8 protein-coding genes are annotated in these 24,480 nt (G+C 74.1%); 1 reads left to right on the top strand and 7 read right to left on the bottom strand.

All coding sequences use genetic code 11. The annotated features are described in order from the left end of the window. The 6 genes from ACWGSR_RS32325 to ACWGSR_RS32350 all read right to left on the bottom strand — a co-directional run. Positions 1-5,540, bottom strand: a 5,540-nt coding sequence (locus ACWGSR_RS32325) for a condensation domain-containing protein (RefSeq protein ID WP_453571949.1), incomplete at its 3' end; no start/stop codon positions are given. 89 nt (positions 5,541-5,629) lie between these two features. Next, positions 5,630-7,519 (bottom strand): non-ribosomal peptide synthetase, encoded by a 1,890-nt coding sequence (locus ACWGSR_RS32330; protein ID WP_453571952.1) that lies wholly within the window; start codon positions 7,517-7,519, stop codon positions 5,630-5,632. 8 nt (positions 7,520-7,527) lie between these two features. Then, the gene (locus tag ACWGSR_RS32335) at positions 7,528-8,562 is read right to left on the bottom strand and encodes a TauD/TfdA family dioxygenase (protein WP_376243560.1); all 1,035 of its coding nucleotides are present in this window, start codon (positions 8,560-8,562) and stop codon (positions 7,528-7,530) included. A gap of 100 nt (positions 8,563-8,662) precedes the next feature. Next, positions 8,663-9,460 (bottom strand): thioesterase II family protein, encoded by a 798-nt coding sequence (locus ACWGSR_RS32340; RefSeq protein WP_376243557.1) that lies wholly within the window; start codon positions 9,458-9,460, stop codon positions 8,663-8,665. After that, positions 9,457-19,035 carry an amino acid adenylation domain-containing protein gene (locus ACWGSR_RS32345; protein ID WP_453571956.1) on the bottom strand — a complete coding sequence of 3,193 codons (9,579 nt, stop codon included), beginning with the start codon at positions 19,033-19,035 and terminating at the stop codon, positions 9,457-9,459. Before ACWGSR_RS32345 ends, ACWGSR_RS32340 begins: the two co-directional genes overlap by 4 nt. A gap of 146 nt (positions 19,036-19,181) precedes the next feature. Then, positions 19,182-20,552 carry a helix-turn-helix domain-containing protein gene (locus ACWGSR_RS32350; RefSeq protein ID WP_376243552.1) on the bottom strand — a complete coding sequence of 457 codons (1,371 nt, stop codon included), beginning with the start codon at positions 20,550-20,552 and terminating at the stop codon, positions 19,182-19,184. 330 nt (positions 20,553-20,882) lie between these two features. Here ACWGSR_RS32350 and ACWGSR_RS32355 point away from each other — a divergent pair, with 330 nt between their 5' ends. Then, on the top strand, positions 20,883-21,107 hold the full coding sequence (locus tag ACWGSR_RS32355) for a hypothetical protein (RefSeq protein WP_453571959.1): 225 nt from the start codon (positions 20,883-20,885) through the stop codon (positions 21,105-21,107). Positions 21,108-21,273: 166 nt separating this feature from the next. Here the strand turns inward: ACWGSR_RS32355 and ACWGSR_RS32360 are convergent, their stop codons facing one another. Next, positions 21,274-24,333 carry an AfsR/SARP family transcriptional regulator gene (locus ACWGSR_RS32360; protein ID WP_453571961.1) on the bottom strand — a complete coding sequence of 1,020 codons (3,060 nt, stop codon included), beginning with the start codon at positions 24,331-24,333 and terminating at the stop codon, positions 21,274-21,276. Positions 24,334-24,480 lie beyond the last annotated feature (147 nt).

Genomic DNA, 24,480 nt, shown 5'->3' on the forward strand with positions numbered 1-24,480 from the left:
CCGCCCGGGGGCCGTACTCCCGCCAGGCGAGGAAGGCCAGGACGGCGACCAGGACCAGCGCGGCGAGCGCGTAGCGGCGCGTCCGCGGGCGTCCGGTCCGCGTCGGCGAGGCGCCGGGCGAGGGAGGCCGCGGTGGGGTTGCGGAACACGTCCCGCAGGGTGAGGTCCCGGCCCAGCTCGGCGCGGATCCGGTTGAGCAGCCTGATGGCGAGGAGGGAGTGGCCGCCGGACTTGAAGAAGTTGTCGTTCCGGCCGAGGTCCCGCCCGCCGAGGACGTCGCGGAAGAGGGCGAGCAGCTCCTCCTCCCGGCCGTCCGGGGCCGCCGCGCCCGGCGCCTCCCCCTCGGACGGGAGGGCGGCGGGGTGTGCGCCGGGGGCGGGCAGCCGGTCCACGGCGACGACCCGGACGGGGGCCAGGTACTCGGGCAGCCGCTCGGCGGCCCACTCCCGCAGTGCGGCCTCCCCGGGACCGCCGGGCAGGCGGGTGACGTACGCGTGGAGCCGGTCGTCGCGGACGGCGACGGTCGCCCCGGTCACGCCGGGGTGGCCGGTGAGGACGTCCTCGACGCGGCCGGGCTCCACCGGGTAGCCGCCCGCGGTGAGGACGGCGACGGGCCGCAGGGTGCCGTCGGCGGCGGGGAAGGCCCGCCGGCCGGTGGGCCGCGCGCCGCCGCCGGGGGCCGGTCCGTACACCTCTCCGGGGACCCGTACGGGTGCGGGGCGCCCCTTCTCGTCCCGTACGGTCTCCGGTCCCGTGGGGGCGGCCGGGCCGTACTGCGGTGCGGACAGCGGGAGTCCGGGGTCGGCGGCGAACGCGTCCAGGGTCTCGGCGAGGCGCCGGGCCAGGAGGCGGGCGGTGTCCTCGTCGTAGAGGGCGGTGGCGTATTCGAGGGCGCCGCGCAGTCCGGCGGGGGCGCCGTCCGCGTCGGTGAGTTCGGTGAGCGCGAAGGTCAGGTCCGACTTGGCGCCGACGGCGCGGAACGCGACCGGCTCGCCGTCCAGGACGTTCGGGGTGCGGGCGGCGGCCGCGGTGGTCGCGGCGTGGACCTGGAGCATCACCTGCACGAGCGGGGCGTGGGCGGCGGAGCGGTGCGGGCTGAGGTGCTCCACGAGCCGGTCGAAGGGGAGGTCCTGGTTGCCGTAGGCGGCGAGCCCCGTCTCGCGGACGCGGTGCACCAGGTCGGTGAAGGCGGGGTCGCCGGAGGTGTCGGTGCGCAGCACCAGCGTGTTGACGAAGAAGCCGACGAGGGGGTGCAGGGCGTCGTCCGCGCGGCCGGCGACGGTGGTGCCGATCGCGATGTCCGTACCGGCACCGTGCCGGGTGAGGAGGGCGGCGAGGGCGGCCTGCACGACCATGAAGAGGGTGGCGCCGCTGCTCCGGGCGCGGCGCAGCAGGGCCCGGTGGGTGGCGGCGCTCACGTCGAAGGCGGTGAGGGCGCCGGCCCCGTCGCTCTCCGCCGGGCGCGGCCGGTCGGTGGGCAGCGCGAGCAGCGGCGGCAGCCCGTCGAGCGCGGTGCGCCAGTGGGCCAGCTGCTCCTCCGACAGGCCGTGCTCGCCGTCGAGGAGGTCGTGCTGCCAGAGGGTGTAGTCGGTGTACTGGACGGGCAGCGGCTCCCAGTCGGGCGCGCGGCCCTCCGTGCGGGCCCGGTAGGCGGTGTCGAGGTCGGCGAGGAGGCACGGGGTGGACCAGCCGTCGCCCGCGATGTGGTGCAGGAGCAGCACGAGGACCTGGCCGCCGTCGGCGCCGGTGACGAGCCGGGCCCGGAAGGGGATCTCGGCGGCCAGGTCGAAGACGTGCCCGGCGGCCTCGTCGACGGCCGCCCGCAGCGCCTCGGGGCCGTCGGCCCGGACCTGTTCGAGGACGGGCACGGCGTCGTCGAGAACCTGCTGGTGGGGCTCGCCGTCGGCGGAGCGGTAGACGGTGCGCAGCACCTCGTGGCGGGCGGCGACGTCCGCGAGGGCGGTGGCGAACACGGCCGGGTCGAGGGGGCGGTGGAGCCGGGTCACCACGGGGATGTTGTAGGTGGCGGACGGGCCTTCGAGCCGGTTCAGGAACCACAGGCGGCGCTGGGCGTAAGAGAGCGGGATCCGCTCGGGCCGCCGCTCCTGCGGCACCGGCCGCAGGGCCGGACGGTCGGGGCCCGCGCCCTGGTCGCCGAGCCGCCGCAGGAGCTGCCGGGGCGTCGGGGCGAGGAACACGTCACGGATCGCGGCCCGGAGCCCGAGGGCCGCGCGGATCCGGTTGGCGAGCTTGCCCGCGAGCAGCGAGTGCCCGCCGAGCTTGAAGAAGTTCTCCTCCGGCAACACCTCCTCCCGCCCCAGGATCTCCGCGAACAGCCCCCGCAGGATCTCCTCGCGCGGGTCCGTGACGGCACGGGCCCCGTCCCGCACCCCCTTTCCGGCGGCGGCACCGGCACCGGCACGGCTCCGCTCGGCGGCGGCGAGGGCTTCGTGGCGCCGGTCAAGCTCCCGGCGCTCCTCGTCGGTGACCAGGCGGACGGTGTCGAGGGGCGTGTCGGCGGGCCGCTCGGCGAGGGCCGTGAGGGCGCGCCGGAACAGGTCGAGCAGGAGGAGCACGGTCTCCCGGTCGTAGAGGTCGGTCGCGTACTGGAGTCCGAGCAGCACGCCGCCCGGTTCGCCGTCGGGGCCGAGCGTCTCGGCGCAGTGGAAGCCCAGGTCGAACTTGGCGGCGGCCAGGTCGGCGCCGTCCAGGGTGCCGGGGATGCCGCCGAGCGCGCGGGCCGTGTCCTGCGCCTCCCCGGCGGTCTGCGCGCTGACCACGACCTGGAAGAAGGGGTGCCGACCGAGGGACCGCTCGGGGTTCAGGTCCTCCACGAGCAGGTCGAACGGCAGATCGTCGTGCGCGAACGCCGCCAGGTCGGCCTCCCGCACCCGGTCCACCAGCTCACCGAGGGTCGGGTCCCCCGACAGGTCGGTCCGCAGCGCCAGCGTGTTCACGAAGAACCCGACCAGATCGTGCAGCGCCTCCTCCGGCCGCCCCGCGACCGGCGTCCCCACCACCAGATCGGACCCGGCACCCGCCGCCCGCAGGGCCAGGGACAGGGCGGAGCGCACCACCATGAAGAACGTCGCCCGCTGCGCACGGGCGAGACCGCCGAGCGCCTTGTGCACGCCGGCGCCGACCTCCGTGGTCACCACTTCGCCCCGCCGCTGTCCCGGCTCGGTCGACCGGGGCCGGTCGGCGGGCAGCCGCGTCTCCACCGGAGCACCGTCGAGCGCCGTACGCCAGAAGGCCAACTGGCCTCCCAACACCTCGTGTTCGGCACCGAGGAGGTCGTGCTGCCAGAGGGTGTAGTCGGTGTACTGGACGGGCAGCGGCTCCCAGTCGGGCGCGCGGCCCTCCGTACGGGCCCGATAGGCGAGGTCCAGATCCGCGAGCAGGCAGTCCACCGACCACCCGTCCGTGGCGATGTGGTGGACCAGCAGCACCAGGACCGCCGTCCCGTCCTCCACCCCGAACAGCCGCACGCGGAGAGGCAGTTCACTCGTCACGTCGATCGACGTCCGGGCGAACTCCGTCGCCCGCGCCTTCGCCTCGCCGACGGGGGTGCGCTCCTCGACCTCCACCCGTACGTCGGGGGTGTCGACGACCCGCTGGTACGGCTCGCCGTCCCGCGCCGGATACACCGTCCGCAGCACCTCGTGCCGCTCCACCACGTCCCGTACGGCCGCCTCGAGCACCACCGGATCGGGCATCGCCCCGAGCCGGAGCACCACGGGCGCGTTGTACGCCGACGACGGGCCTTCGAGCCGGTTCAGGAACCACAGCCGGCGCTGGGCGTAGGAGAGCGGGATCCGCTCGGGCCGCCGCTCCTGCGGCACCGGCCGCAGGGCCGGACGGTCGGGGCCCGCGCCCTGCTCGCCGAGCCGCCGCAGGAGCTGCCGGGGCGTCGGGGCGAGGAACACGTCACGGATCGCGGCCCGGAGCCCGAGGGCGCCGCGCACGCGGTTGGTGAGCTTGCCGGCCAGCAGGGAGTGCCCGCCGAGCTTGAAGAAGTTCTCCCCGGGCAGCACCTCCTCCCGCCCCAGGATCTCCGCGAACAGGCCCCGCAGGATCTCCTCGCGCGGGTCCGTGGCGGTGCGCGCCCGGTCGCCGTCGCGCGGCTCCTTCCCGGCACCGGCGCGCCGCCGCCGGGCCTCGGCGAGCGCCCGGTGGCGGCGGTCGAGCCCCCGGCCCTCCTCGTCGGCGAGCAGGCGGACGGCGTCGAGGGGCGTGCTGTCCGGCCGCCCGGCGAGGGCGCTCAGCGCGCGCCGGAACAGGTCGAGCAGGAGGAGCGCGGTTTCCTCGTCGTAGAGGTCGGTCGCGTACTGGAGTCCGAGCCTCAGCCCGTCCGGTCCGCCGTCCGGACCGAACCGCTCCAGGCAGTCGAAGCTCAGGTCGAACTTGGCGGTGGCCAGGTCGGCGCCGTCGAGGACGGCCGGGATGCCGCCCAGGTGGTACGGGTCGTCCTGCGCGGTCCGCGCACTGACCATGACCTGGAAGAAGGGGTGCCGACCGAGGGACCGCTCGGGGTTCAGGTCCTCCACGAGCAGGTCGAACGGCAGGTCCTCGTGCGCGAACGCCGCCAGGTCCGCGTCCCGCACCCGGTCCACCAGCTCACCGAGGGTCGGATTCCCGGACAGGTCGGTCCGCAGCGCCAGCGTGTTCACGAAGAACCCGACCAGATCGTGCAGCGCCTCCTCCGGCCGCCCGGCCACCGGCGTCCCCACCACCAGATCGGACCCGGCACCCGCCGCCCGCAGGGCCAGGGACAGGGCGGAGCGCACCACCATGAAGAACGTCGCCCGCCGGGCCCGGGCGACACCGGTCAGGCCCTTGTGGGTCCCGGCGTCCAGGTCCAGGGTCACCACCGCGCCCCGCTGCCGCCCGGGTTCGGCCGGCCGGGGCCGGTCGGCGGGCAGCCGCGTCTCCACCGGAACGCCGTCGAGCGCCCGCCGCCAGAAGGCCAGTTGCTCGTGGGCGGTGCTGTCGGGGTCGCCGGGGTCGCCGAGCATGTCCCGCTGCCAGAGGGTGTAGTCCGCGTACTGGACGGGCAGCGGCTCCCAGTCGGGAGCCCGGCCCTCCGTACGGGCCCGGTAGGCGCGGTCCAGATCCGCGAGCAGGCAGCCCACCGACCACCCGTCCGTGGCGATGTGGTGGACCAGCAGCACCAGGACCGCCGTCCCGTCCTCCACCCCGAACAGCCTTGCCTTCAAGGGAAGTTCGGCGCTCACGTCGACGGGGATCCGGGCGAACCCCGTCGCCCGCGCCTCCGCCTCTCCGCCGGTCAGGCCCCGTTCGACCTCCACCCGCACGTCGGGCGCGTCGACGATCCGCTGGTACGGCTCGCCGTCCCGCGCCGGATACACCGTCCGCAGCACCTCGTGCCGCTCCACCACGTCCCGTACGGCCGCCTCGAGCACCACCGGATCGGGCATCGCCCCGAGCCGGAGCACCACGGGCGCGTTGTACGCCGACGACGGACCTTCGAGCCGGCTCAGGAACCACAGCCGGCGCTGGGCGTAGGACAGGGGGATCACGATTGCTGCTCCTCGGGAGTGGCGGAGGCGGGTGGGTGAGCCGGTGGCGGGGCCCGGGACGTGGGCGGGGCCGGGGACGGGGACCGCGGTCAGGCATCCTTCGCGGCCGTCAGCCCCTCGATGTGGGCGGCGAGGTCGCGCAGCCGGGGGTTGGCGTAGACGGCCTTGACCGGCAGGGCCACGGAGAGTTCGGCCCGGACCCGGGAGACCAGCTTGATGGCGAGCAGGGAGTGGCCGCCGAGCTTGAAGAAGTTGTCGTCGGGGCCGATCGACGCGGCGCCCAGGACCTGGGTCCACACGCGGGCGATCAGCTCCTCCGCCGTGCCGCTCAGCCCCTCGGCGGAACCGGTGGATCCGGCGGATCCGGTGGTCCCGGCCTGGTCCTTCGGCGCTTCGACGCGGGTGGGGAGCGCGGCCCGGTCGAGCTTGCCGCTGGGCGTGGTGGCGAACCGGTCCACGGCGACGTACGCGGCCGGGACCATGTACGCGGGCAGGGCGGCGGTGAGCGCGGTGCGGAGCGCGCCGGCGTCCCCGCCCCGGTGGTAGGCGATGAGGCCGGGGGTGCCGCCCGCGTCCTCGCCGAGGATCACGGCGGCCTCGGCGACGCCGTCCACCCGGGTGAGGGCGGCCTCGATCTCCGGGAGTTCGACGCGGTGTCCGCGCAGCTTGATCTGGCCGTCGGCGCGGCCGAGGTAGACGAGCCGGCCGTCGGGGAGCCGCCGGCAGCGGTCGCCGGTGCGGTACATGCGCCCGCCGGGGGCGCCGGACGGGTCGGCGACGAAGCGCTCCGCCGTCAGGCCGGGGCGGTTCCGGTAGCCGCGGGCGACGCGCGGACCGGCCAGGTACAGCTCGCCGGTCTCGCCGTCCCCCACCGGGGCGAGGTCCGCGTCGAGGAGCCGGGCCCGGAGGCCGGGCAGGGCGGTGCCGATGTGCGGCTCGCCCGGCCGGTCGATCCACCCGGCGGTGGCGTCGACGGTGCACTCGGTGGGCCCGTACACGTTGAGGGCGCGCAGGAGGCCCGAGGCGTGGGCGGCGGCCAGGCGGTCCCAGAGCGCCGGGCCGATGGCCTCGCCGCCGACGAGCAGGGTCAGCGGGCGCGGGCCGCCGTCCGGGGTGAGCAGGTCGAGGAGCGGGTCCGCGTGCGACGGGGTGATGTCCAGGTCGGTGAGGGCCTGCCCGTCGACGAGGGCGGCGAGGAGCGCCGGGTCGCGGCGGGTCTCCTCGTCGATCATGACGAGGGTGTCGCCCCGGCAGAGCCGTACCCACTGCTGTACGGACGCGTCGAACGACGGGGAGGCGTTCCAGCCGACCCGGCGGCCCTCGCCGGTGGCGGCGCCCGCGCCTTCGAGCTCCCGCAGCAGCAGGGAGACGGCGCCGCGGTCGATCTCCACGCCCTTGGGGCGGCCGGTGGAGCCGGAGGTGTAGATGACGTAGGCGAGGGTGCCGGCGGTGACCGGGACGGGCGCGTACGGGACGGGGGCGGCGTCGTGGGCGGCCGTGTCCGTCAGCTCGGCGAGGGTCACGGCGCGGGTGCCGGGGGCGGGGGAACCGGCCGGTCCGTCCGTCACCACCAGGTCGGCGCCGGAGTCCTCGACCAGGTAGCGGCGGCGCTCGACGGGCAGGGCGGGGTCGACCGGCAGGTAGGCGGCGCCGGCGGTGAGGGTGCCGATGATCGCGGTGACGAGGCCGGCGCCGCGCGGCAGGCAGAGCGCGACGACGCTCTCCGGGCCGGTGCCGAGGGCGGCGAGCCGGGCGGCGAACGCGGCGGCCCCGGCGCGCAGTTCGTCGAAGGTGAGGGTGCGGTCGCCCGCGACGACGGCGGTGCGGCCGCCGGGGGCGGTGGCGAGCCGGGCGAGCAGGTCGGCCGCGCCGGTGCCGGCGGCGGCGCACGTGCCGCAGGGGCAGGGGCCCGCGGTGCGGTGCTCCCCCGGGAGGGGGGCGGAGAGGGCGGCGGGACGCTCGGGGAGGACGGCGGTCATGGCGGGGCTCACCTTCCGTACGGGGCGGTGGAGGGGGCGGTGGTCGGGGAGCAGGCGGACAGCGGCACCGGCTCGCCCATGGCGACGAGGATCTTGCGGTCCCCGGTGTACGACTCCCGGCCGTGGGCGCAGAGGATGTTGTCGACGAGCATCAGGTCGCCGGACTGCCAGGTCTCCCGCACGGTGACGGCCTGGTAGGCGTCGTTGACGGCGTCCACCTCGGCGTCGGTGAGGGTGGTGCCGTCGCCCAGGAGGGTCTGGAAGGGCAGGCCGTCCTCGCCGAACGTGTCGGTGAGGACCTCGCGGACGTCCTCGTCGAGGCTGCGGGCGTTCCAGAACGCGAAGTGGTTGAACCAGACGCGCTCGCCGGTCACCGGGTGGGTGATGATCGCGGAGCGGCGCTGGCGGGTGCGCAGGGTGTCCTCGTCGAGCCACTCGTAGCCGATGGCGTGGGCGTCGCAGTACTCCTCGGCGCCCGCCGGCTCGTCCGACGAGAACGCCTTGCGCCAGGGCATGCCCGCGAGGTCGGAGTAGTTGCGGACGAGGAGCCAGCCGGCCTCGGCGAACCGGTCGACGAGGTCCTGCGGGAGGGCGGCGAGGGCCTTCCGCATGTCGCCGACGGTGGTCGCGCCGCCCGTCTCGGGGGCGGTGACGCAGCCGAAGAGCAGCACGCCGGGGAAGTCGAGGGTGTAGCTGTTCTCGTTGTGCAGGCGGATCGGCTGGGCGGCGGGCAGGTCGGTGGAGGAGAAGACGCCCTCGCCGAAGTCGGTGCGCGGGGTGGCCTTCTCCTTGTAGCCGGCGCGCTCGGCGATCAGCGCGTCCCGGGCCTCGGCGAAGGTGGCCGCGTCCGTGACGGGCAGGCCGCGCAGCAGGACCGCGCCGGAGCGGTGCAGTTCGGCCTGGATGTCGGCGCGCCGGTCGGACAGCCACGCGGTGGCCTCCGCCATGGTGCCGAAGGCGGGCACGTGGAGGACGGCCGGCTTGCCCGGCTCCCGGACTACGGTGATGCCGGTCGCGGCCGGGCTGGGGGCGAACGTGGTCATGGCGGGTTCCTCGTCTTCCGTGGGAAGGGGGTTCGGGTGGTGCGGACGGGCGGCGCGGGTCAGGCGGCCGTGGTCGCGGAGGAGTGCGGGACGACGTAGGTCAGGCGGCCGTGGTCGCGGAGGCGTGCAGGGCGCCGAGGACCGGGTTCAGCCGGGCGAAGAAGCCGGGCAGGTCCTGCTGGAAGTAGAAGTGGTCGCCGGGCAGCACCTCGGGCTCGACCGGGTGACCGGCCACGAGGGACCAGCCGTCGAGCATGTCGGCCGGGACGATCGGGTCGGCGTCGCCGCCGAACACCGCGACCGGGCAGTCGAGCCGCACGCTCGGGGCGGTGCACCGGTAGACGTCGTCGATGGCGAAGTCGGCGCGGATGGACGGCAGGACGATCTCGCGGAGCTCCGGGTCGTCGAGGATGCCGTCGTCGGTGCCGCCGCGCTCCTTGATGGCGGCGACGAGCTGGTCGTCGTCGAGCCGCTCGGGGTGCACCGGGCACTGGTTGGGCAGGACGGGCGCCCGGCAGGCGGAGGCGATCAGACCGTACGGGGTGCGGCCGCCGGCCTGGAGGGCCCGGGTCACCTCGAAGGCGACCAGGCTGCCCATGCTGTGGCCGAGGACCACCAGGGGGCCGGTGTCGGAGGGGAGGGCGTCGACCACGGGGAGCGCCAGGTCGTCGACGGACTCGGGCAGGTCCTCGCTGTAGCGGGCGCCCCGGCCCGGGTACTGGCCGATCAGCAGCCGGACGTCGGCCGGCAGGTGCTCGCGCCACGCGCTGTACGCGTGGGCGTTGCCTCCCGCGTGCGGCAGGACGAGGAGCGACAGGCGGTGCGGGGCGTCTCCGGGGAGGTCCCAGACGACGTCTTCGGGGGCGGGGGCGGAGGCGGGGTCCGGGAAGGAGGTCATGAGCTGATCCGTTCTGTCTCGGTACGGCGGCGGAGGGCGGGTCGGGCCTTCTTCGCCGGGGCGGTGTCGGCCCTGAGCGCTTCGACGTGCGCGGCGAGCCGGGCGGGGGTCGGGTGCTGGAAGACGTCGCGGACGGTGAGCCGCACGTCCAGGGCACCGGCGATGTGGTTGGTGAGGCGGGCCCCCAGGAGGGAGTGGCCGCCGTGGTGGAAGAAGTCGTCGTCGACGGTGAGGGCGGCGGGCGCGTCGAGCACGCGGACGAAGAGGGCGAGCAGGGTCTCTTCGAGCGGGGTGCGCGGGGCACGGCCGGAGGCGGCGACGACGGCCGGCTCGGGAAGAGCCCGCTTGTCGATCTTGCCGTTGGGCGTGAGCGGCAGCCGCTCCAGGAAGGTGAGATGGGTCGGGACGAGGTGCTCGGGAAGCCGTTCGGCGACGTGCTGCCGGATCTCCTCGGGATGGATGTCGGGGTGGGTGCCGGGATGGATGTCGGGGCTGCCGTCGGGACGGGTGTCGCCGTCGGTGACGACGTAGGCGGCGAGCCGGTCGCGGTGGACGGTGACGACGGCCTGGGTGACCCGGGGATGCGTCAGAAGCGCGGCCTCGGTCTCACCCGGCTCGACCCGGAAACCGCGGATCTTGATCTGGTCGTCCACCCGACCCTCGTAGACGAGACGACCCTCACGGTCGAAACGGGCCAGGTCACCGGTCCGGTAGAGACGGCCGGGCCCGAACGGATTCGACACGAAACGGGTGGCCGTCAGGTCAGGACGGCCCAGGTACCCGTGGGCCAGGCCCTCGCCGGCGAGGTAGAGCTCGCCGGTGACACCGGGCGGGCACAGGTTCAGATGGGCGTCGAGGACGTAACTCCCCTTGTTGACGAGCGGAGTTCCGATCGGGACGAGGGAGTGCGGTTCGTCGCCGTGCGCGATGGGGTGGGTGGTCGTGAAGCCCATCGACTCGGCCGGCCCGTAACCGTTGACGATCTCGATGCCGGGCCTGAGCCGCTGGAGCTTGTGCACGTGGACCGGGGAGGCGGCCTCGCCGCCGGTGAAGGCGACCGCGACCGTGTCGAACGCCTCGGGGTGCTCGTCCACCAGGAAGTTGAACAGACTCGCCGACAGCTGGAGCATCGTCACCCCGTGCCGGCGGGACAGCTCACCGATCAGGACGGGCTCGGGCCGCTGCCCCGGCTGCAACACCGAAGTCCCGCCGTGCAGCAGCGCACCCCAGAACTCCAGACTGAACGCGTCCCACGACACCGGTGAGCACTGCAGGAACACCTCGTCCGGACCGAACCGTCCGTACGACTGACCGCTCACCGTCGACACCAGATTCCGGTGCGACGACAAGATCCCCTTCGGCCGGCCCGTCGAACCCGACGTGAACATCAGGCAGGCGGAGTCGTCGGGGCCGACCGGCAGACCGAGGTTGTCGGCTCCGAGGGGCAGGAACTCGGCCGGGGCCTCCGTGTGGGTCGTCCAGGGCCCGTCGACACGGGTGGCCAGGGACGGGCAGGTGAGGAGGTGCCGGATGCCGGCGTCGGTGGCGGCCGAGCGCAGCCGCTCGTCGGGGAAGTCCGGATCCAGGAGCGTGTAACCGGCCCCCGTCTTGACCACGGCGATCACCGCGGCCGCGAAGTCCGCACCCCGCTCAAGCAGCACACCCGCCATGTCACCGCGCTTCAGCCCGCACGCCTTGAGGTGACGGGCCCACCCATTGGCCAGCGCGTTCAGCTCCGCGTAGGACACCTCCCGCTCGCCGTCGACCAGGGCGGTACGACCCGGATGCCGGGCCGCCTGCTCCTCGAACCGCTCGACCAGCGACGCGTCACCCACCTCGGCCGCCGTCCCGGCCCACGGACCGGTCAGCAGCTCACGCTCCGCACCGGACAGCACGTCAAGACCCGAGAGCCGGACACCCGGCTCGCCCAGCACCTGGGCCAGAACCCGGCCCAGAACCGACGTCATGCGCCGTACCGTCACCTCGTCGAACAGCTCCCCGGCGAAGAGGACCGCGCCGTGCAGGCGCCGGCTGTCGTCGGAGCGGAGCAGGAACTCCAGGTCGAACTTGACCGATCCGTTCGCGACTCCCGAGACCTCGGAGGTCCGGACACCGGCCAGGTCCAGCCGCGGGGCGGTGCCCGCCTCAAGTCCCAGGCAGATCTGGAAGAGCGGGTGGCGCGAGAGCGTACGGGTGGGATTGACCGCCTCCAGGACCAGATCGAACGGCGTCTCCTGATGCGCGAACGCATCCAGATCGGCGGCCCGAACCCGCCCCAGCAGCTCCCGGAACGTCGGATCACCCGCACTGTCGGTCCGCAGGACCAGCGTGTTCACGAAGAACCCGACCAGATCCTCCAACGCCCGGCCCGCACGCCCCGCCACCGGCGAACCGATCGCCAAGTCCGAACCCGCACCCAGCCGGGTCAGCGCAGCGACCAGAGCCGCGTGCACCACCATGAACGGCGTGCACCCCTCGCTCCGGGCGAAAGCCGTCACCCGCTCGAACACGTCCGCGCCGAGGTCGACCTCGATCTGACCGCCCAGGTGAGAGGCCTTCGCCGGCCTGGGCCGGTCCAGGCTCAGCCCGTGTTCCTCCGGCAGCCCGTCCAGGGCGCCGCGCCAGAAACCGAGCTCCCGGCTCAGCAGGCTCTCCGGGTCGTCGGCCGACCCGAGCACTCGCCGCTGCCAGGCCGCGTAGTCGGCGTACTGGACGGTCAGCGGCTCCAGTACACGCCCTTCCGCTCCCCCGACCCGGGCTTCATAGGCCCGGCTCAAGTCCGTGAAGAACACGCCGCTCGACACGCCGTCCGTCGCGATGTGGTGCACCACAAGGAGCAACACCGCCGACCCGCCACCCAGGTCGAACACCACCGCCCGCACCGGAATCTCCGCGGCCAGGTCGAACACCCGACCCGCCTCCGCAGCCAACTCCACGTCGAGACGGCCGACCTGGGTACGCCGTTCCCGCACGCTCACGCGTGCCCGCTCCGGCGGCAGGATCCGCTGACGCGGCTCACCGTCCACCGTCTCGAAGACCGTCCGCAGCGGAGCATGACGCCCCACCACGTCCCCCAGCGCCGCTTCCAACGCCACCAGGTCCAGCCCACCGCCCTCCAGCCGCACCACCATCGGCACGTTGTAGGCGGCGCTGTCCCCGTCGAGCTGCGCGAGGAGCCACAGCCGCCGCTGCGCGAACGACGCCGGAGGCAGTACGCCTTCCTCACCGGCGCCCTCGCCCGCGACCAGCGGTGGAAGAACCGCTCGTACGCCTCCCTCACTCGCGACCAGCTCCGCGAGGCCCGCCACCGTCGGACGCTCGAACACGTCCCGGATCGTCAGCCGCACGCCCAGCGCGTCCGCGATGTGGTTCGTCAGCCGCGCCGCGAGCAGCGAATGACCGCCGAGGTGGAAGAAGTCGTCGTCGACGGTGAGGTCGTCGGCCGTGTCGAGGACGCGGACGAAGAGGGCGAGCAGGGTCTCTTCGAGCGGGGTGCGCGGGGCACGGCCGGAGGCGGTGACAGCGGCCGGCTCGGGAAGAGCCCGCTTGTCGATCTTGCCGTTGGGCGTGAGCGGCAGCCGCTCCAGGACGATGACGTGTGCGGGTACGAGGTACTCGGGGAGCCGGTCCGCCACGTGCCGCCGGATCTCCTCCGGGTGGGTGTCGCCGTCGGTGACGACGTAGGCGGCGAGCCGGTCGCGGTGGACGGTGACGACGGCCTGGGTGACCCGGGGATGCGTCAGGAGCGCGGCCTCGGTCTCACCGGGCTCCACCCGGAAGCCCCGGATCTTGATCTGGTCGTCCACCCGGCCCTCGTAGACGAGACGACCCTCACGGTCGAAACGGGCCAGATCACCGGTCCGGTAGAGCCGACCGGGCCCGAACGGATTCGGCACGAAGCGAGTGGCCGTCAGATCCGGCCGACCGAGGTACCCGTGGGCCAGGCCCTCACCCGCGAGATAGAGCTCCCCGGTGACACCCGGCGGGCACAGGTTCAGATGAACATCGAGGACGTAACTCCCCTTGTTGACGAGCGGAGTTCCGATCGGGATCAACGCGTGGGGCCGCTCGCCCGGCTCGACGGAATGGGTCGTGGTGAAGCCCATCGACTCGGCCGGCCCGTAACCGTTGACGATCTCGATGCCGGGCCTGAGCCGCTGGAGCTTGTGCACGTGGACCGGGGAGGCGGCCTCGCCGCCGGTGAAGGCGACCGCGACCGTGTCGAACGCCTCGGGGTGCTCGTCCACCAGGAAGTTGAACAGACTCGCCGACAGCTGGAGCATCGTCACCCCGTGCCGGCGGGAGAGCTCACTGATCAGGACGGGCTCGGGCCGCTGCCCCGGCTGCAACACCGAAGTCCCGCCGTGCAGCAGCGCACCCCAGAACTCCAGACTGAACGCGTCCCACGACACCGGTGAGCACTGCAGGAACACCTCGTCCGGACCGAACCGTCCGTACGACTGACCGCTCACCGTCGACACCAGATTCCGGTGCGACGACAAGATCCCCTTCGGCCGGCCCGTCGAACCCGACGTGAACATCAGGCACGCCACGTCGTCCCCGGTCAGCTCGATGCCGAGGTTCTCCCCGCTCAGGTCTTCCAGTTCCCCGGCCGCGCAGGAGACGGTCTGCCACGGCCCCTCCAGGCGTCCCGCGAGACGGGCGTCGGTGACCAGGACACCGACGCCGGCGTCGGTGGCGGCCGAGCGAAGGCGCTCGTCGGGGAAGTCCGGGTCCAGGAGCGTGTAACCGGCCCCCGTCTTGACCACGGCGATCACCGCGGCCGCGAAGTCCGCGCCCCGCTCAAGCAGCACACCCGCCATGTCACCGCGCCCCAGGCCCCGCGCACTCAAGTGGCGGGCCCGGCGGTTGGCGGCGGCGTTCAGCTCGGCGTACGTGATCGTCCGCTCGCCGTCGACCAGGGCGGTACGACCCGGATGCCGGGCCGCCTGCTCCTCGAACCGCTCGACCAGCGACGCGTCACCCACCTCGACCGCCGTCCCGGCCCACGACCCGGTCAGCAGCTCGCGCTCCGCACCGGACAGCACGTCGAGCCCCGAGAGCCGGACACCCGGCTCGCCCAGCACCTGGACCAGGACTTCGCCGAGGACCGTCACCATGCGCCGTACCGTCACCTCGTCGAACAGCTCGGCGGCGAAGAGCACGGTGGCCCGGAGCGACTTCTCGTCGTCGGTGCGGAGGAAGAACTCCAGGTCGAACTTGGCGGATCCGTTGGAGACCGTTTCGACCGGGCCGGTCCGCACGCCCCGCAGCGCGAACGCCGGGCCCCCGTCGGTCTCGAGGCTCAGGCAGACCTGGAAGAGGGGGTGGCGCGAGAGCGTACGGGTGGGATTGAGCGCCTCCAGGACCAGGTCGAACGGTGTCTCCTGGTGGGCGAACGCGTCCAGATCAACGCTACGCACCCGGTCCAGCAGCTCCCGGAACGTCGGATCACCCGCACTGTCGGTCCGCAGGACGAGCGTGTTCACGAAGAACCCGACCAGATCCTCCAGAGCCTTGTCCCCGCGCCCGGCCACCGGCGAACCGATCGCCAAGTCCGAACCCGCACCCAGCCGGGACAGGGCCGCGACCAGAGCCGCGTGCACCACCATGAACGGCGTGCACCCCTCCGCCCGGGCGAAAGCGGTCACCCGCTCGAACACGTCCGTACCGAGGTCGACCTCGACCTGCCCACCCCGATGCGACGCCCGCGCCGGCCTCGGCCGGTCCAGGCTCAGGCCGTGCTCCTCCGGCAGCCCGTCCAGCGCGCCGCGCCAGAAACCGAGCTCCCGCCCCAGCACGCTCCCCGAGTCGTCCGCCTCGCCCAACACCCGCTGCTGCCACGCCGCGTAGTCGGCGTACTGGACGGTCAGCGGCTCCAGCACACGAGGGCCCTCCGCTCCCCCGACCCGGGCCTCGTACGCCCGCTCCAGGTCCGTGAAGAACACGCCGCTCGACACGCCGTCCGTCGCTATGTGGTGCACCACAAGGAGGAGGACGGCCGACCCGTCGCCCAGGTCGAACACCACCGCCCGCACCGGAATCTCCGCGGCCAGGTCGAACACCCGACCTGTCTCGGCAGCCAACTCACTATCGAGCAGGCCCGCTTCGGTCCGGCGCGACTGCACGCTCACGCGTGCCCGCTCCGGCGGGAGGATCCGCTGACGCGGCTCACCGTCCACCGTCTCGAAGACCGTCCGCAGCGGAGCATGACGCCCCACCACGTCCCCCAGCGCCGCTTCCAACGCCACCAGGTCCAGCCCACCACCCTCCAGCCGCACCACCATCGGCACGTTGTAGGCGGCGCTGTCCCCGTCGAGCTGCGCGAGGAGCCAGAGGCGCCGTTGCGCGTACGAGGCCGGAGGCGGTCCGTCCCACTCCCCCGCGACCAGCGGCGGAAGGACCGTCCGTACGTCCTCCTCGCCCGCGAGCAGCCCCGTGAGCAGCTCCGCGAGGCCCGCCACCGTCGGACGTTCGAACACGTCCCGGATCGTCAGCCGCACGCCCAGCGCGTCCGCGATGTGGTTCGTCAGCCGCGCCGCGAGCAGCGAATGGCCGCCGAGGGCGAAGAAGCCGTCGTCGATGCCGATCGGGTCCGTCGTCTCCAGCGTGGTGGCGAAGAGGGCGACGAGGGTCTCCTCCGTCCGGGTGCGCGGGGCGCGCCGGGTGGTGAGGAGGGCCGTCGGTGCCGGCAGGGCCCGCTTGTCGATCTTGCCGTTGGGGGTGACGGGCAGTCGGTCGAGGAGGGTCAGGTGGGTGGGGACGAGGTGGTCGGGGAGGCGGTCCGCCACGTGCCGCCGGATCTCCTCGGGGTGGAGGTCCGGGTGGGTGGCGCCGTCGGTGACGACGTACGCGGCGAGGCGCTTCTCGTGGACGGTGACGACGGCCCGGGTGACCCCGGGGTGGGTCAGGAGCGCGGCCTCGGTCTCTCCCGGTTCGATGCGGAAGCCCCGGATCTTGATCTGGTCGTCCGCCCGGCCCTCGTAGACGAGGCGGCCCTCGCCGTCGAAGCGGGCCAGGTCGCCGGTCCGGTAGAGGCGGCCGGGGCCGAACGGGTTCGGCACGAAGCGGGTGGCGGTCAGGTCCGGTCGTCCCAGGTAGCCGTGGGCCAGGCCCTCGCCAGCGACGTACAGCTCTCCGGTGGTTCCGGGCGGGCACAGGTTCAGACGGGGGTCGAGGACGTAACTCGCCTTGTCGGCGAGGGGGGTTCCGATCGGGATGACGGTGTGGGGGCGTTCGCCCGGTGCGACGGTGTGGGTGGTGGCGAAGATCATCACCTCGGCGGGGCCGTACCCGTTGAGGACGGTGATGCCGGGCCTGAGGCGCTGGAGCTTGTGGACGTGGGCCGGGGAGGCGGCCTCGCCGACGGTGAAGGCGGTGGTGACGGTGTCGAAGGCCTCCGGGTGCTCGTCGGTGAGGTAGTTGAAGAGGGTGGCGGACAGCAGGAGCGTGGTGACGCCGTGCCGGCGGGCCAGTTCGGTGACGAGGGCCGGTTCGGGTTTCTGTCCCGGCTGGAGGACGACGGTGCCGCCGTGGAGGAGGCCGCCCCAGAGCTCCAGGCTGAACGCGTCCCAGGAGACCGGCGAGCACTGGAGGTAGACCTGGTCCGGGCCGGCGGGGAGGTAGGGCTGGCCGATCAGGGTGGACACCAGGTTGCGGTGCGAGGACAGGATGGCCTTGGGCCGGCCGGTCGATCCCGAGGTGAACATCAGGCAGGCCGGGTCGTCGGGGGCGACGGGGAGGCCGGGGTTGCCGGGTCCGTAGGAGAGGAGTTCGCCGGGGGCCTCGGTGTGGGTCGCCCAGGGGCCGTCGAGGCGTCCGGCGAGGGACGGGCGGGTGAGGAGGTGGCGGATGCCGGCGTCGTCGGCCGCCGCGCGGAGGCGCTCGTCGGGGAAGTCGGGGTCGAGCAGGACGTGGGCGGCGCCGGTCTTCAGTACGGCGAGGAGGGCGGTGGTGAAGCGGATGCCGCGTTCCAGGAGGACGCCCGCCAGGTCGCCGCGTCCCAGGCCGCGTGCGTTCAGGTGGCGGGCCCAGCGGTTGGCGGCGGCGTTGAGCTCGGCGTACGTGATCGTCCGCTCGCCGTCGATCAGCGCGGTCGCGTCGGGGTGGCGGGCCGCCTGCTCCTCGAAGCGTTCCACGAGGGTCGTGGGGGCGGTGCCCGTCACCGGTCCGGCCCACGGGCCGGTGAGCAGGGCGCGCTCGGCCTCCGAGAGGACGTCGAGGTCGGCGATCCGGCGTTCGGCCGGACGGTCGGCGGCGAGGACGGTGGTGAGGAAGACGGCAAAGCGGTCCTGGTGGGCGGCGGCGGCCGCCGTGTCGACGCCGTCGACCGGGGTGTCGAAGTCGATCCGCAGTCCGTGCTCGGCGCCGAGGTCGAGGACGGCGACGGCCAGATCGTCCACCGGGCCGTTGCTGACGTTGTGGTTGAGGGTCGGCCGGCCGCACACGGTGAGCTCCGCGTGGAAGCCCATGATGTTGAGGACGGGCGCGGCGAGGCGGCGGGAGCCGTCGACGGCCCCGGCCTCCCGGCACAGCTCCTCGTACCGGGTGAGCTGGTGGCGCAGTCCGTGCTTGACCTCGGCGGCAGCCGAGCGGACCAGGGCGCCGAGGGGTTCCTCGGGCCGCACCCGGAGCCGGAGCGGCACCACGTTGGACGTCATGCCGGGGGTGCTGCGGGCCTGCCGGGTCGTGCGGCCCGTCACGGGCAGGGCGACGACCAGCTCCTCGCGCCCGGTGACGCGGTGCAGGTAGACCGAGAAGAGGGCCACGAGCAGCACGGACCAGGAGACCCGCTCGCCGCGGGCGACCGACCGCAGCCGGTCGGCGTCCGCCGCGGACACCCGCACGCTGCGGCGCGCGAAGGGCAGGCCGCCGTGTGCGGGGGTGGCCCTGCCGGTGCCCCGGACGAGTCCGGCGGGCGCGTCCGGGGCGCCGGCGAGGTGCTCCCGCCAGGCGGCCAGGTCGGCGGCGGCCCGGTCGGAGCCCCGGTACTCGGCGTCCTCGGCGAGCAGATCGGCGAGGCTCCCGAACGGGGAGGGCCCCCAGGGTTCGCCCGCGACCGCCCGCTCGTAGAGCTCGATCAGGCGGGCGAGGGCCATCGACACGCCCACTCCGTCGACGACCAGGTGGTGGAACCCGTAGAAGTAGAAGTACCGCTCCTCCCCCAGCTTGATCAGCGCGCAGCGGACCGGCGGGCGGCGGGCCAGGTCGAAGGGGGTGCCGATCAGGCCGTCGATCAGCCGCCAGGCCTCGGCCTCGGGGTCGTCGGCCGCGCTCACGTCGGTGAACGGGAGGTCGCGGGTGCCGGCGTCGGCGGCGTCGATGAGCTGCCACACCTGCTCGCCGTCGTCCTCGAAGCCTCGGATGCGGAGGAAGTCGGCCTCCTCCACGAGCCGGCGCCAGGCCGCCGCCATCAGCTCCGGGTCGACCGGGCCGAGGATCTCTCGGCACTCGGCGACGTTGTACTTCACGCCGGTCGGGTCGAGGGCGTGCGCCGTCCAGATGTCACGCTGGGCCACCGAGAGCGGCAACCGGACGGCGGCCGGAGCGGGTGCGACGGGCGTGTCGAACGGCATGGAGGGCTCCTGGGGAGGAAGGCGCGGCGGCTGGGGAGGAAGGCGCGGCGGCTGGGGGCGGGGCAGTGGCCATACAACCCGTGGGCGCGGGCCGGGAGCGGCAGTTGCTCCGGCGGTCCACGAGCGGTTCGGCAGCGCGGCGGCAGTCAGGCGGCAGCGGTTCCGGCAGGAGCGGGGGCACCGGCCGTCGGTGCGCACGCGGTCGCCGAGGCGACGGCCCGTACGACGCACAGCACGCGGAACGCGGAGCGGCCGCCATCCGTGCTGGACCGGATCACGCCGCCGACCAGCAGGTCGCGGACCATGCGCCCGCAGTGCGGCAGGGGCAGGCCGGTCAGCCGGACGACGTCCTCCAGGAGGAATTCGTCCCGGTCGGCGGCGCACAGTTCGGTGATCAGGCTCCGGTGGCCGGCGGGCAGCCCGGCCAGGGTCCGGCCGACGCTCTCCCTGAGGTGGGAGCCGGAGCGGCCGTCGGCCAGGTGGTCGAGGAGCGGGGCGGGGTCGGACTCGACGATGCCGCGCAGGGTGGGCAGGTCGCAGACGGTGAGCCAGGAGGCGGCCGCGGCGAGGGCGAGCGGGTGTCCGTCGAGGCGGTGGCAGACCCAGGCGACGTCCGTCAGGGCCCGGTCGTCGGGGACGATGTCGGGGCGGACGCGGCGGAGCCGGTCGAGGAAGAACCGGGTGGCGGGGGCGTCGGGGCGGGCGCCGCCGGACGGGGCCGGCGCCTCCAGGGGCGCGAGGAGGAAGAGGCGTTCGCCGGGGACGTTCCAGGGCGTGTCGGCGGTGACGAGCAGGCGCAGTCCGGGCAGTTCGCGCAGGAGGCGGCCGAGGCGCTGGAAGTCGAGCCGTCCGGTGTCGGCGCCGTCGAGGACGAGGAGCGCCCCGCGGTCGCCGAGCAGGCCGGTGAGCACGGCGGGGACGGCGTCGGACGGTCCGTCGCCGTGCAGGAAGCCGGCGCAGTCGGCGATCGGGGCGGCGAGCGGGTCGTCGTCGGCCGGCAGGCAGTCGGCGACCGCCCCGGGGGCGGTGTGCCACAGCACGGGGAGGCCGGCGTCGTGGAGTCTGGCCGCCGCCTCCAGGGCGAGTCTCGTCTTGCCGACGCCGCTCAGGCCCACGACGGTGACGAGCCGTTCGGCCCCGGAGCGGAGCTCCTCCGCGATGACGGCGGCCTCGGCCCGCCGTTCGATCAGCGGGTGCAGGGGTACGGGCGGTGCCGAGCGCTCCAGGGGCAGGTGCGGGACGCCGCCGCCCCGGTGGCCGCGCCGCACCGCCTCCTCCAGGGCCGTGCGGGCCCGGGGCCCGAGGCGCAGGGCGTCGGCGATCAGGCGGACCGTGTCGGTCCTCGGCCGCTGGGCCTTGCCCTTCTCCAGGTCGCGGATGGCGCGCACGCTGATGGTGGAGAGGTCGGCCAGCTCGCGCTGGGTCAGGCCGATGCGGAGCCGGTGGCCGCGTATGAGGGTGCCGAGTGCGGCGGTGGCCGCGGTGGTGCCCTCCGGGGAAAGAATGGTCGTCGCCATGAAAAGCCCCCACTGGTCGGGTCGGGGCGGGGCCCTGGCGGCGTCCCGGTCGGGCCGCCGGCCGGCGCAAGGCCTCGCCGTCTGCTGCTCTCCATCGTGGGGACGGGGCTATCCAGGGGGCATCTTCACGGCTAACCCCCAGGTGAGGGCGGTGCATTGGGTGCGGTGACGGCGGAACGGGCTCCGACGGGCGCGGGCTCCGGCCGTCTTCGAGTCCCGTGATAGGGGTCCGTGATAGTGGGGTGATAAGACAGCGGACGGTCCCGTGAATCCGGTCGTTCCTAGCGTGGTGGTCACAAGGAAGCGCCGCTCACCACCAGGGAGAATCCGATGTCGAAGACCACCGCCGCCCGCACCGCCCTCCGCACCGCCGTCGCCTCCGCGATGATCGTGCTCGTGACCGGCGTCGGCGCCCAGGCGAGCTGGGCGGACGAGCCCACGGGCACGACGACGGTGGCCCCCTACGAGAACGGGAACGGCGGCACCGCCGGCACGGGCACCACCACGGGCACGGCAGGCACCGCGGCCACCACCGACAACAACCCCTGGGACTGACCCCGTACGGCCACCGGCCCAGTACGACCACCGGCCCAGTGCGGTCACCGACCCAGTGCGGTCACCGACCCGGTACGGCCACTGACCCGGTACGGCCACCGGCCTCGTACGACCACCGACCCGGCACGGTCACCGACCGCCCCCGCGACACCGGCTCCCCACCGCGTCAGCCGGCTCCGAGCAATCGTTTCGCCTCCGCCAGTTCCCGCCCCATCCGCCGCTCCCGGAAGACCTCGACGGCCGGAGCGAGCAGTTCCCGGGAACGCCCCGGCTCCTCGACGAGCCGGGCGAGGTCCAGACGCACCAGCGCACCGCCGCTCAGGTCCATGATCTCCTCCCGCGCGGCCACGGCCCGGTCGTAGAAGTCCCTGGCCCGGTCGGGACGGCCCATCACGGCGAACGCGTGACCGAGGTCGCGCAGCAGGTGCCCCTCGCCGATCACGTCGCCGGAGTCCCGGCAGAGTTCCAGCACTTCGGTGAAGGTCAGGACCGCCAGGTCGCTCCGTCCCTGTTCGAGGAGCAGCTGTCCGACCCGGCGCAGGGTGCGCGCCCTGCCGCCGGTGTAGCCGACCCCCTCGTAGATCTCCAGCGCCTCGTCCAGCTGCGTCTGCGCCGCGTCGATCTCCCCCTGGCGCATCCGGATGTGGGCGCTCTGGGTCAGGACGATGGCCCGGCCCACCACGTCGCCGGCCCGGTCGAAGTCGGCCAGGGACCTCCGGTACAGCTCCAACGCCGAGGCGTCGTCGCCGTTGGTGCGCGCGATGAGCGCCATGTCGCGGCGGCACAGCGCCTCGCCCCGGGGCTCGTCGAGCGCCTGGAAGACGTCGAGCGCCGAGGTCAGCGCCTGGCGCGCCGTGTCGTACTGGCTGCGGCTCATGTAGAGCGAGCCGAGCGACGCGCGCACGGCGGCGGTGCCCCGCAGGTTGCCCGCCTTGCGGACCGCGGCCAGGGCCTTGAGGTGCGTCTGCTCCCACAGGTCGTAGTGGCCCCGCACCTCGAAGAGCGTGACCAGGGAGGTGGCGAGGTCCCAGCTCAGGTCGTGGAGTCCTTCGTCGGCGGCGTGCTCGACCATCCGGCACAGCGCGGTCTGCTCCGCGTCGAGCCAGGAGAGCGGGTCGGCCAGGACCTCCTCGGTGTACGAGGCGGGGGGCTCCCAGCGCGGGGCGTCGCCGTGCAGGACGGTGAAGTCGCCGCCGTACACCTTGCGGTGGGCCTGCTGGGTGAGGTGCATCCAGCCGCCCGCCATCCGGGCCAGTGCCTCCCGGCGCACCTCCGGCGGGTGGTGCGCGGCGAGTTGTTCCCGCGCGTACACCCGGATGATCTCGTGGAAGCGGTAGCGGAAGCCGCCGGTGCGCTCGACCCCGTCGACGTCCAGCATCTGCACGTCGACGAGCGGTTCCATGAGGTCCGAGGGGAAGGGGCGGCGGTCGTCGAGCAGGGCGCCCGCCAGCCAGCTCGGGAGGGTCGGCGCCTGGGCCATGCTGAGGAGCCGCAGCAGCCGACGGTCGTCCGGGCCGAGCCCTTCGTACGTGAGGGAGAGGCTGGCCCGCATCGTCATCTCGCCGTGCGTCAGTTCGTCGAGGCGGTGCCGTTCGTTGGCGAGGCGCTGCACCATGGAGGCGAGGGTCCAGTGGGGGCGCGCGGCGAGCCGGGCGGCCACGATCCGCAGGGCCAGCGGGAGGCGTCCGACCGTGCGGACCAGGGCCTGTGCCGCCTGGGCCTCTCCGGCGACCCGTTCCCGGCCGACGATCCTGGAGAGCAGTTCGAGGGCCATGTCCTCGTCGAGGACGTCCAGTTCGACCCGGTGGGCGCCGGGGAGCGCGGTGAGGCGGGCCCGGCCGGTGACGAGGACGGCGCAGCCGCGGCTGCCGGGCAGCAGCGGCAGCACCTGGCCCTCGCCGGCCGCGTCGTCGAGGACCACGAGGACCCGGCGGGAGGCGAGGCGGGTGCGGTACATCTCGGCGCGCTCGTCCAGGGTCTCCGGGATGAGCTGGCCGGGGATGCCGAGGGCCCGGAGGAAGCGGCCGAGCACCTCGGCGGGGGTGGCCGGGGCGCCGGTGGTGCCGCGCAGGTCGCAGTAGAGCTGTCCGTCGGGGAAGCCGGTCTCGGCCAGGGTGTGGGCGACGTGCACGGCAAGGGTCGACTTGCCGGTGCCCGGTTTGCCGGTGATGGCGGCGAGTCCGACGGTGGTGCGGTCCGGTCCCCCGGTCAGCGCCCGCTCCAGAGCGGCGGTCCGGGCGTCGTCCGACACGAAGTCAGCCACCGCTGCGGGGAGTTGGTGCGGAACGGTGTCCTGGCGCACGGTCTCGGGGGCAGGGGCGGGTTCCGGTGCGGAGGCGGCCGGGCCGTCGGTCTCCGGGGGCTCGGCCCCTTCGTTCGCCACGGGCGCGTCGGGGGCCGTCGCGCGCACCCGGTCGCGGTGCGCGCCCACGGGCGGGCGGGCCGGTCTCGCGTCGGCCCCGGCACCGGTGGGCGGGGGCAGTGCGCCGGCCAGGATCGCCGACTCCAGTTCGCGGAGTTCCCGGCCGGGCTCCAGGCCCAGTTCGTCGGCGAGGATCCGCCGGCCGGTCCGGAAGGCCTCCAGGGCCTCGGCCTGCCGGCCCGACCAGTACAGCGCCTGGATGAGCTGGCCGCGCAGCTTCTCCCGCAGCGGGTGTTCGTGGGTGAGCATCTGGAGTTCGCCCACGAGCCGGTCGTACTGGCCGAGTTCGAGTTCGAGCTGGATGCGGAGTTCGGTGGCGGTCAGCCGTTCCTCGTTGAGCTGGCGCGCCCGGTTGGCCAGCGGGCCGCCGTCGAGGCCGGACAGGCACTCGCCCTGCCACAGCGTCACCGCGCTCCTCAGCAGGCCCACGGCCTCCCGGGGGGAGCCCTGGTCGCGCAGCCGCCGGGCCCGTAACACGAGGCCGGTGAAGAGCGCCGCGTCCACGTTGCCCGCCTCGGTGTGCAGCACGTAGCCCGGGGGCCGGGTCGTGATCGTGGCCTCCCCGTCGGCCCCGGTCAGCAGTTTCCGCAGGCGCGACACGCAGATCTGCACCTGGGTGCGGGCGGTCTCCGGCGGGTTGTCCTCCCAGATGAGGTCCACGAGGTGGTGGGTGCCGACGACCCGGTTGGCGTCGAGGAGCAGGGCCGCGAGGATCACCTCCTGGCGGCCGGGCGGCACCCGCAGGGGCCCGTCGGGGCCGTGCACCTGGAGCGGTCCGAGGAGCCGGAAGGGGAGGCGCGACACGTCCGGGAGCCCCGGGTCTCTCTCACCTGCGCCGTCAGTCACCGATTCCCCCACGAAACAAATGAGTTGACACTTGAGACCCAAGTGAGGACAGTCTCCACATCCACCCCCGCTCTGTCCATGCCGTGAAGATCCCGGTCGGAGATA

Source organism: Streptomyces sp. NPDC055632, assembly GCF_053618675.1.

Coding starts and splice junctions, on each gene's coding strand:
- ACWGSR_RS32330 (WP_453571952.1), bottom strand. CDS start 7,519: ATGACCGCCGTCCTCCCCGAGCGTCCCGCCGCCCTCTCCGCCCCCCTC.
- ACWGSR_RS32335 (WP_376243560.1), bottom strand. CDS start 8,562: ATGACCACGTTCGCCCCCAGCCCGGCCGCGACCGGCATCACCGTAGTC.
- ACWGSR_RS32340 (WP_376243557.1), bottom strand. CDS start 9,460: ATGACCTCCTTCCCGGACCCCGCCTCCGCCCCCGCCCCCGAAGACGTC.
- ACWGSR_RS32345 (WP_453571956.1), bottom strand. CDS start 19,035: ATGCCGTTCGACACGCCCGTCGCACCCGCTCCGGCCGCCGTCCGGTTG.
- ACWGSR_RS32350 (WP_376243552.1), bottom strand. CDS start 20,552: ATGGCGACGACCATTCTTTCCCCGGAGGGCACCACCGCGGCCACCGCC.
- ACWGSR_RS32355 (WP_453571959.1), top strand. CDS start 20,883: ATGTCGAAGACCACCGCCGCCCGCACCGCCCTCCGCACCGCCGTCGCC.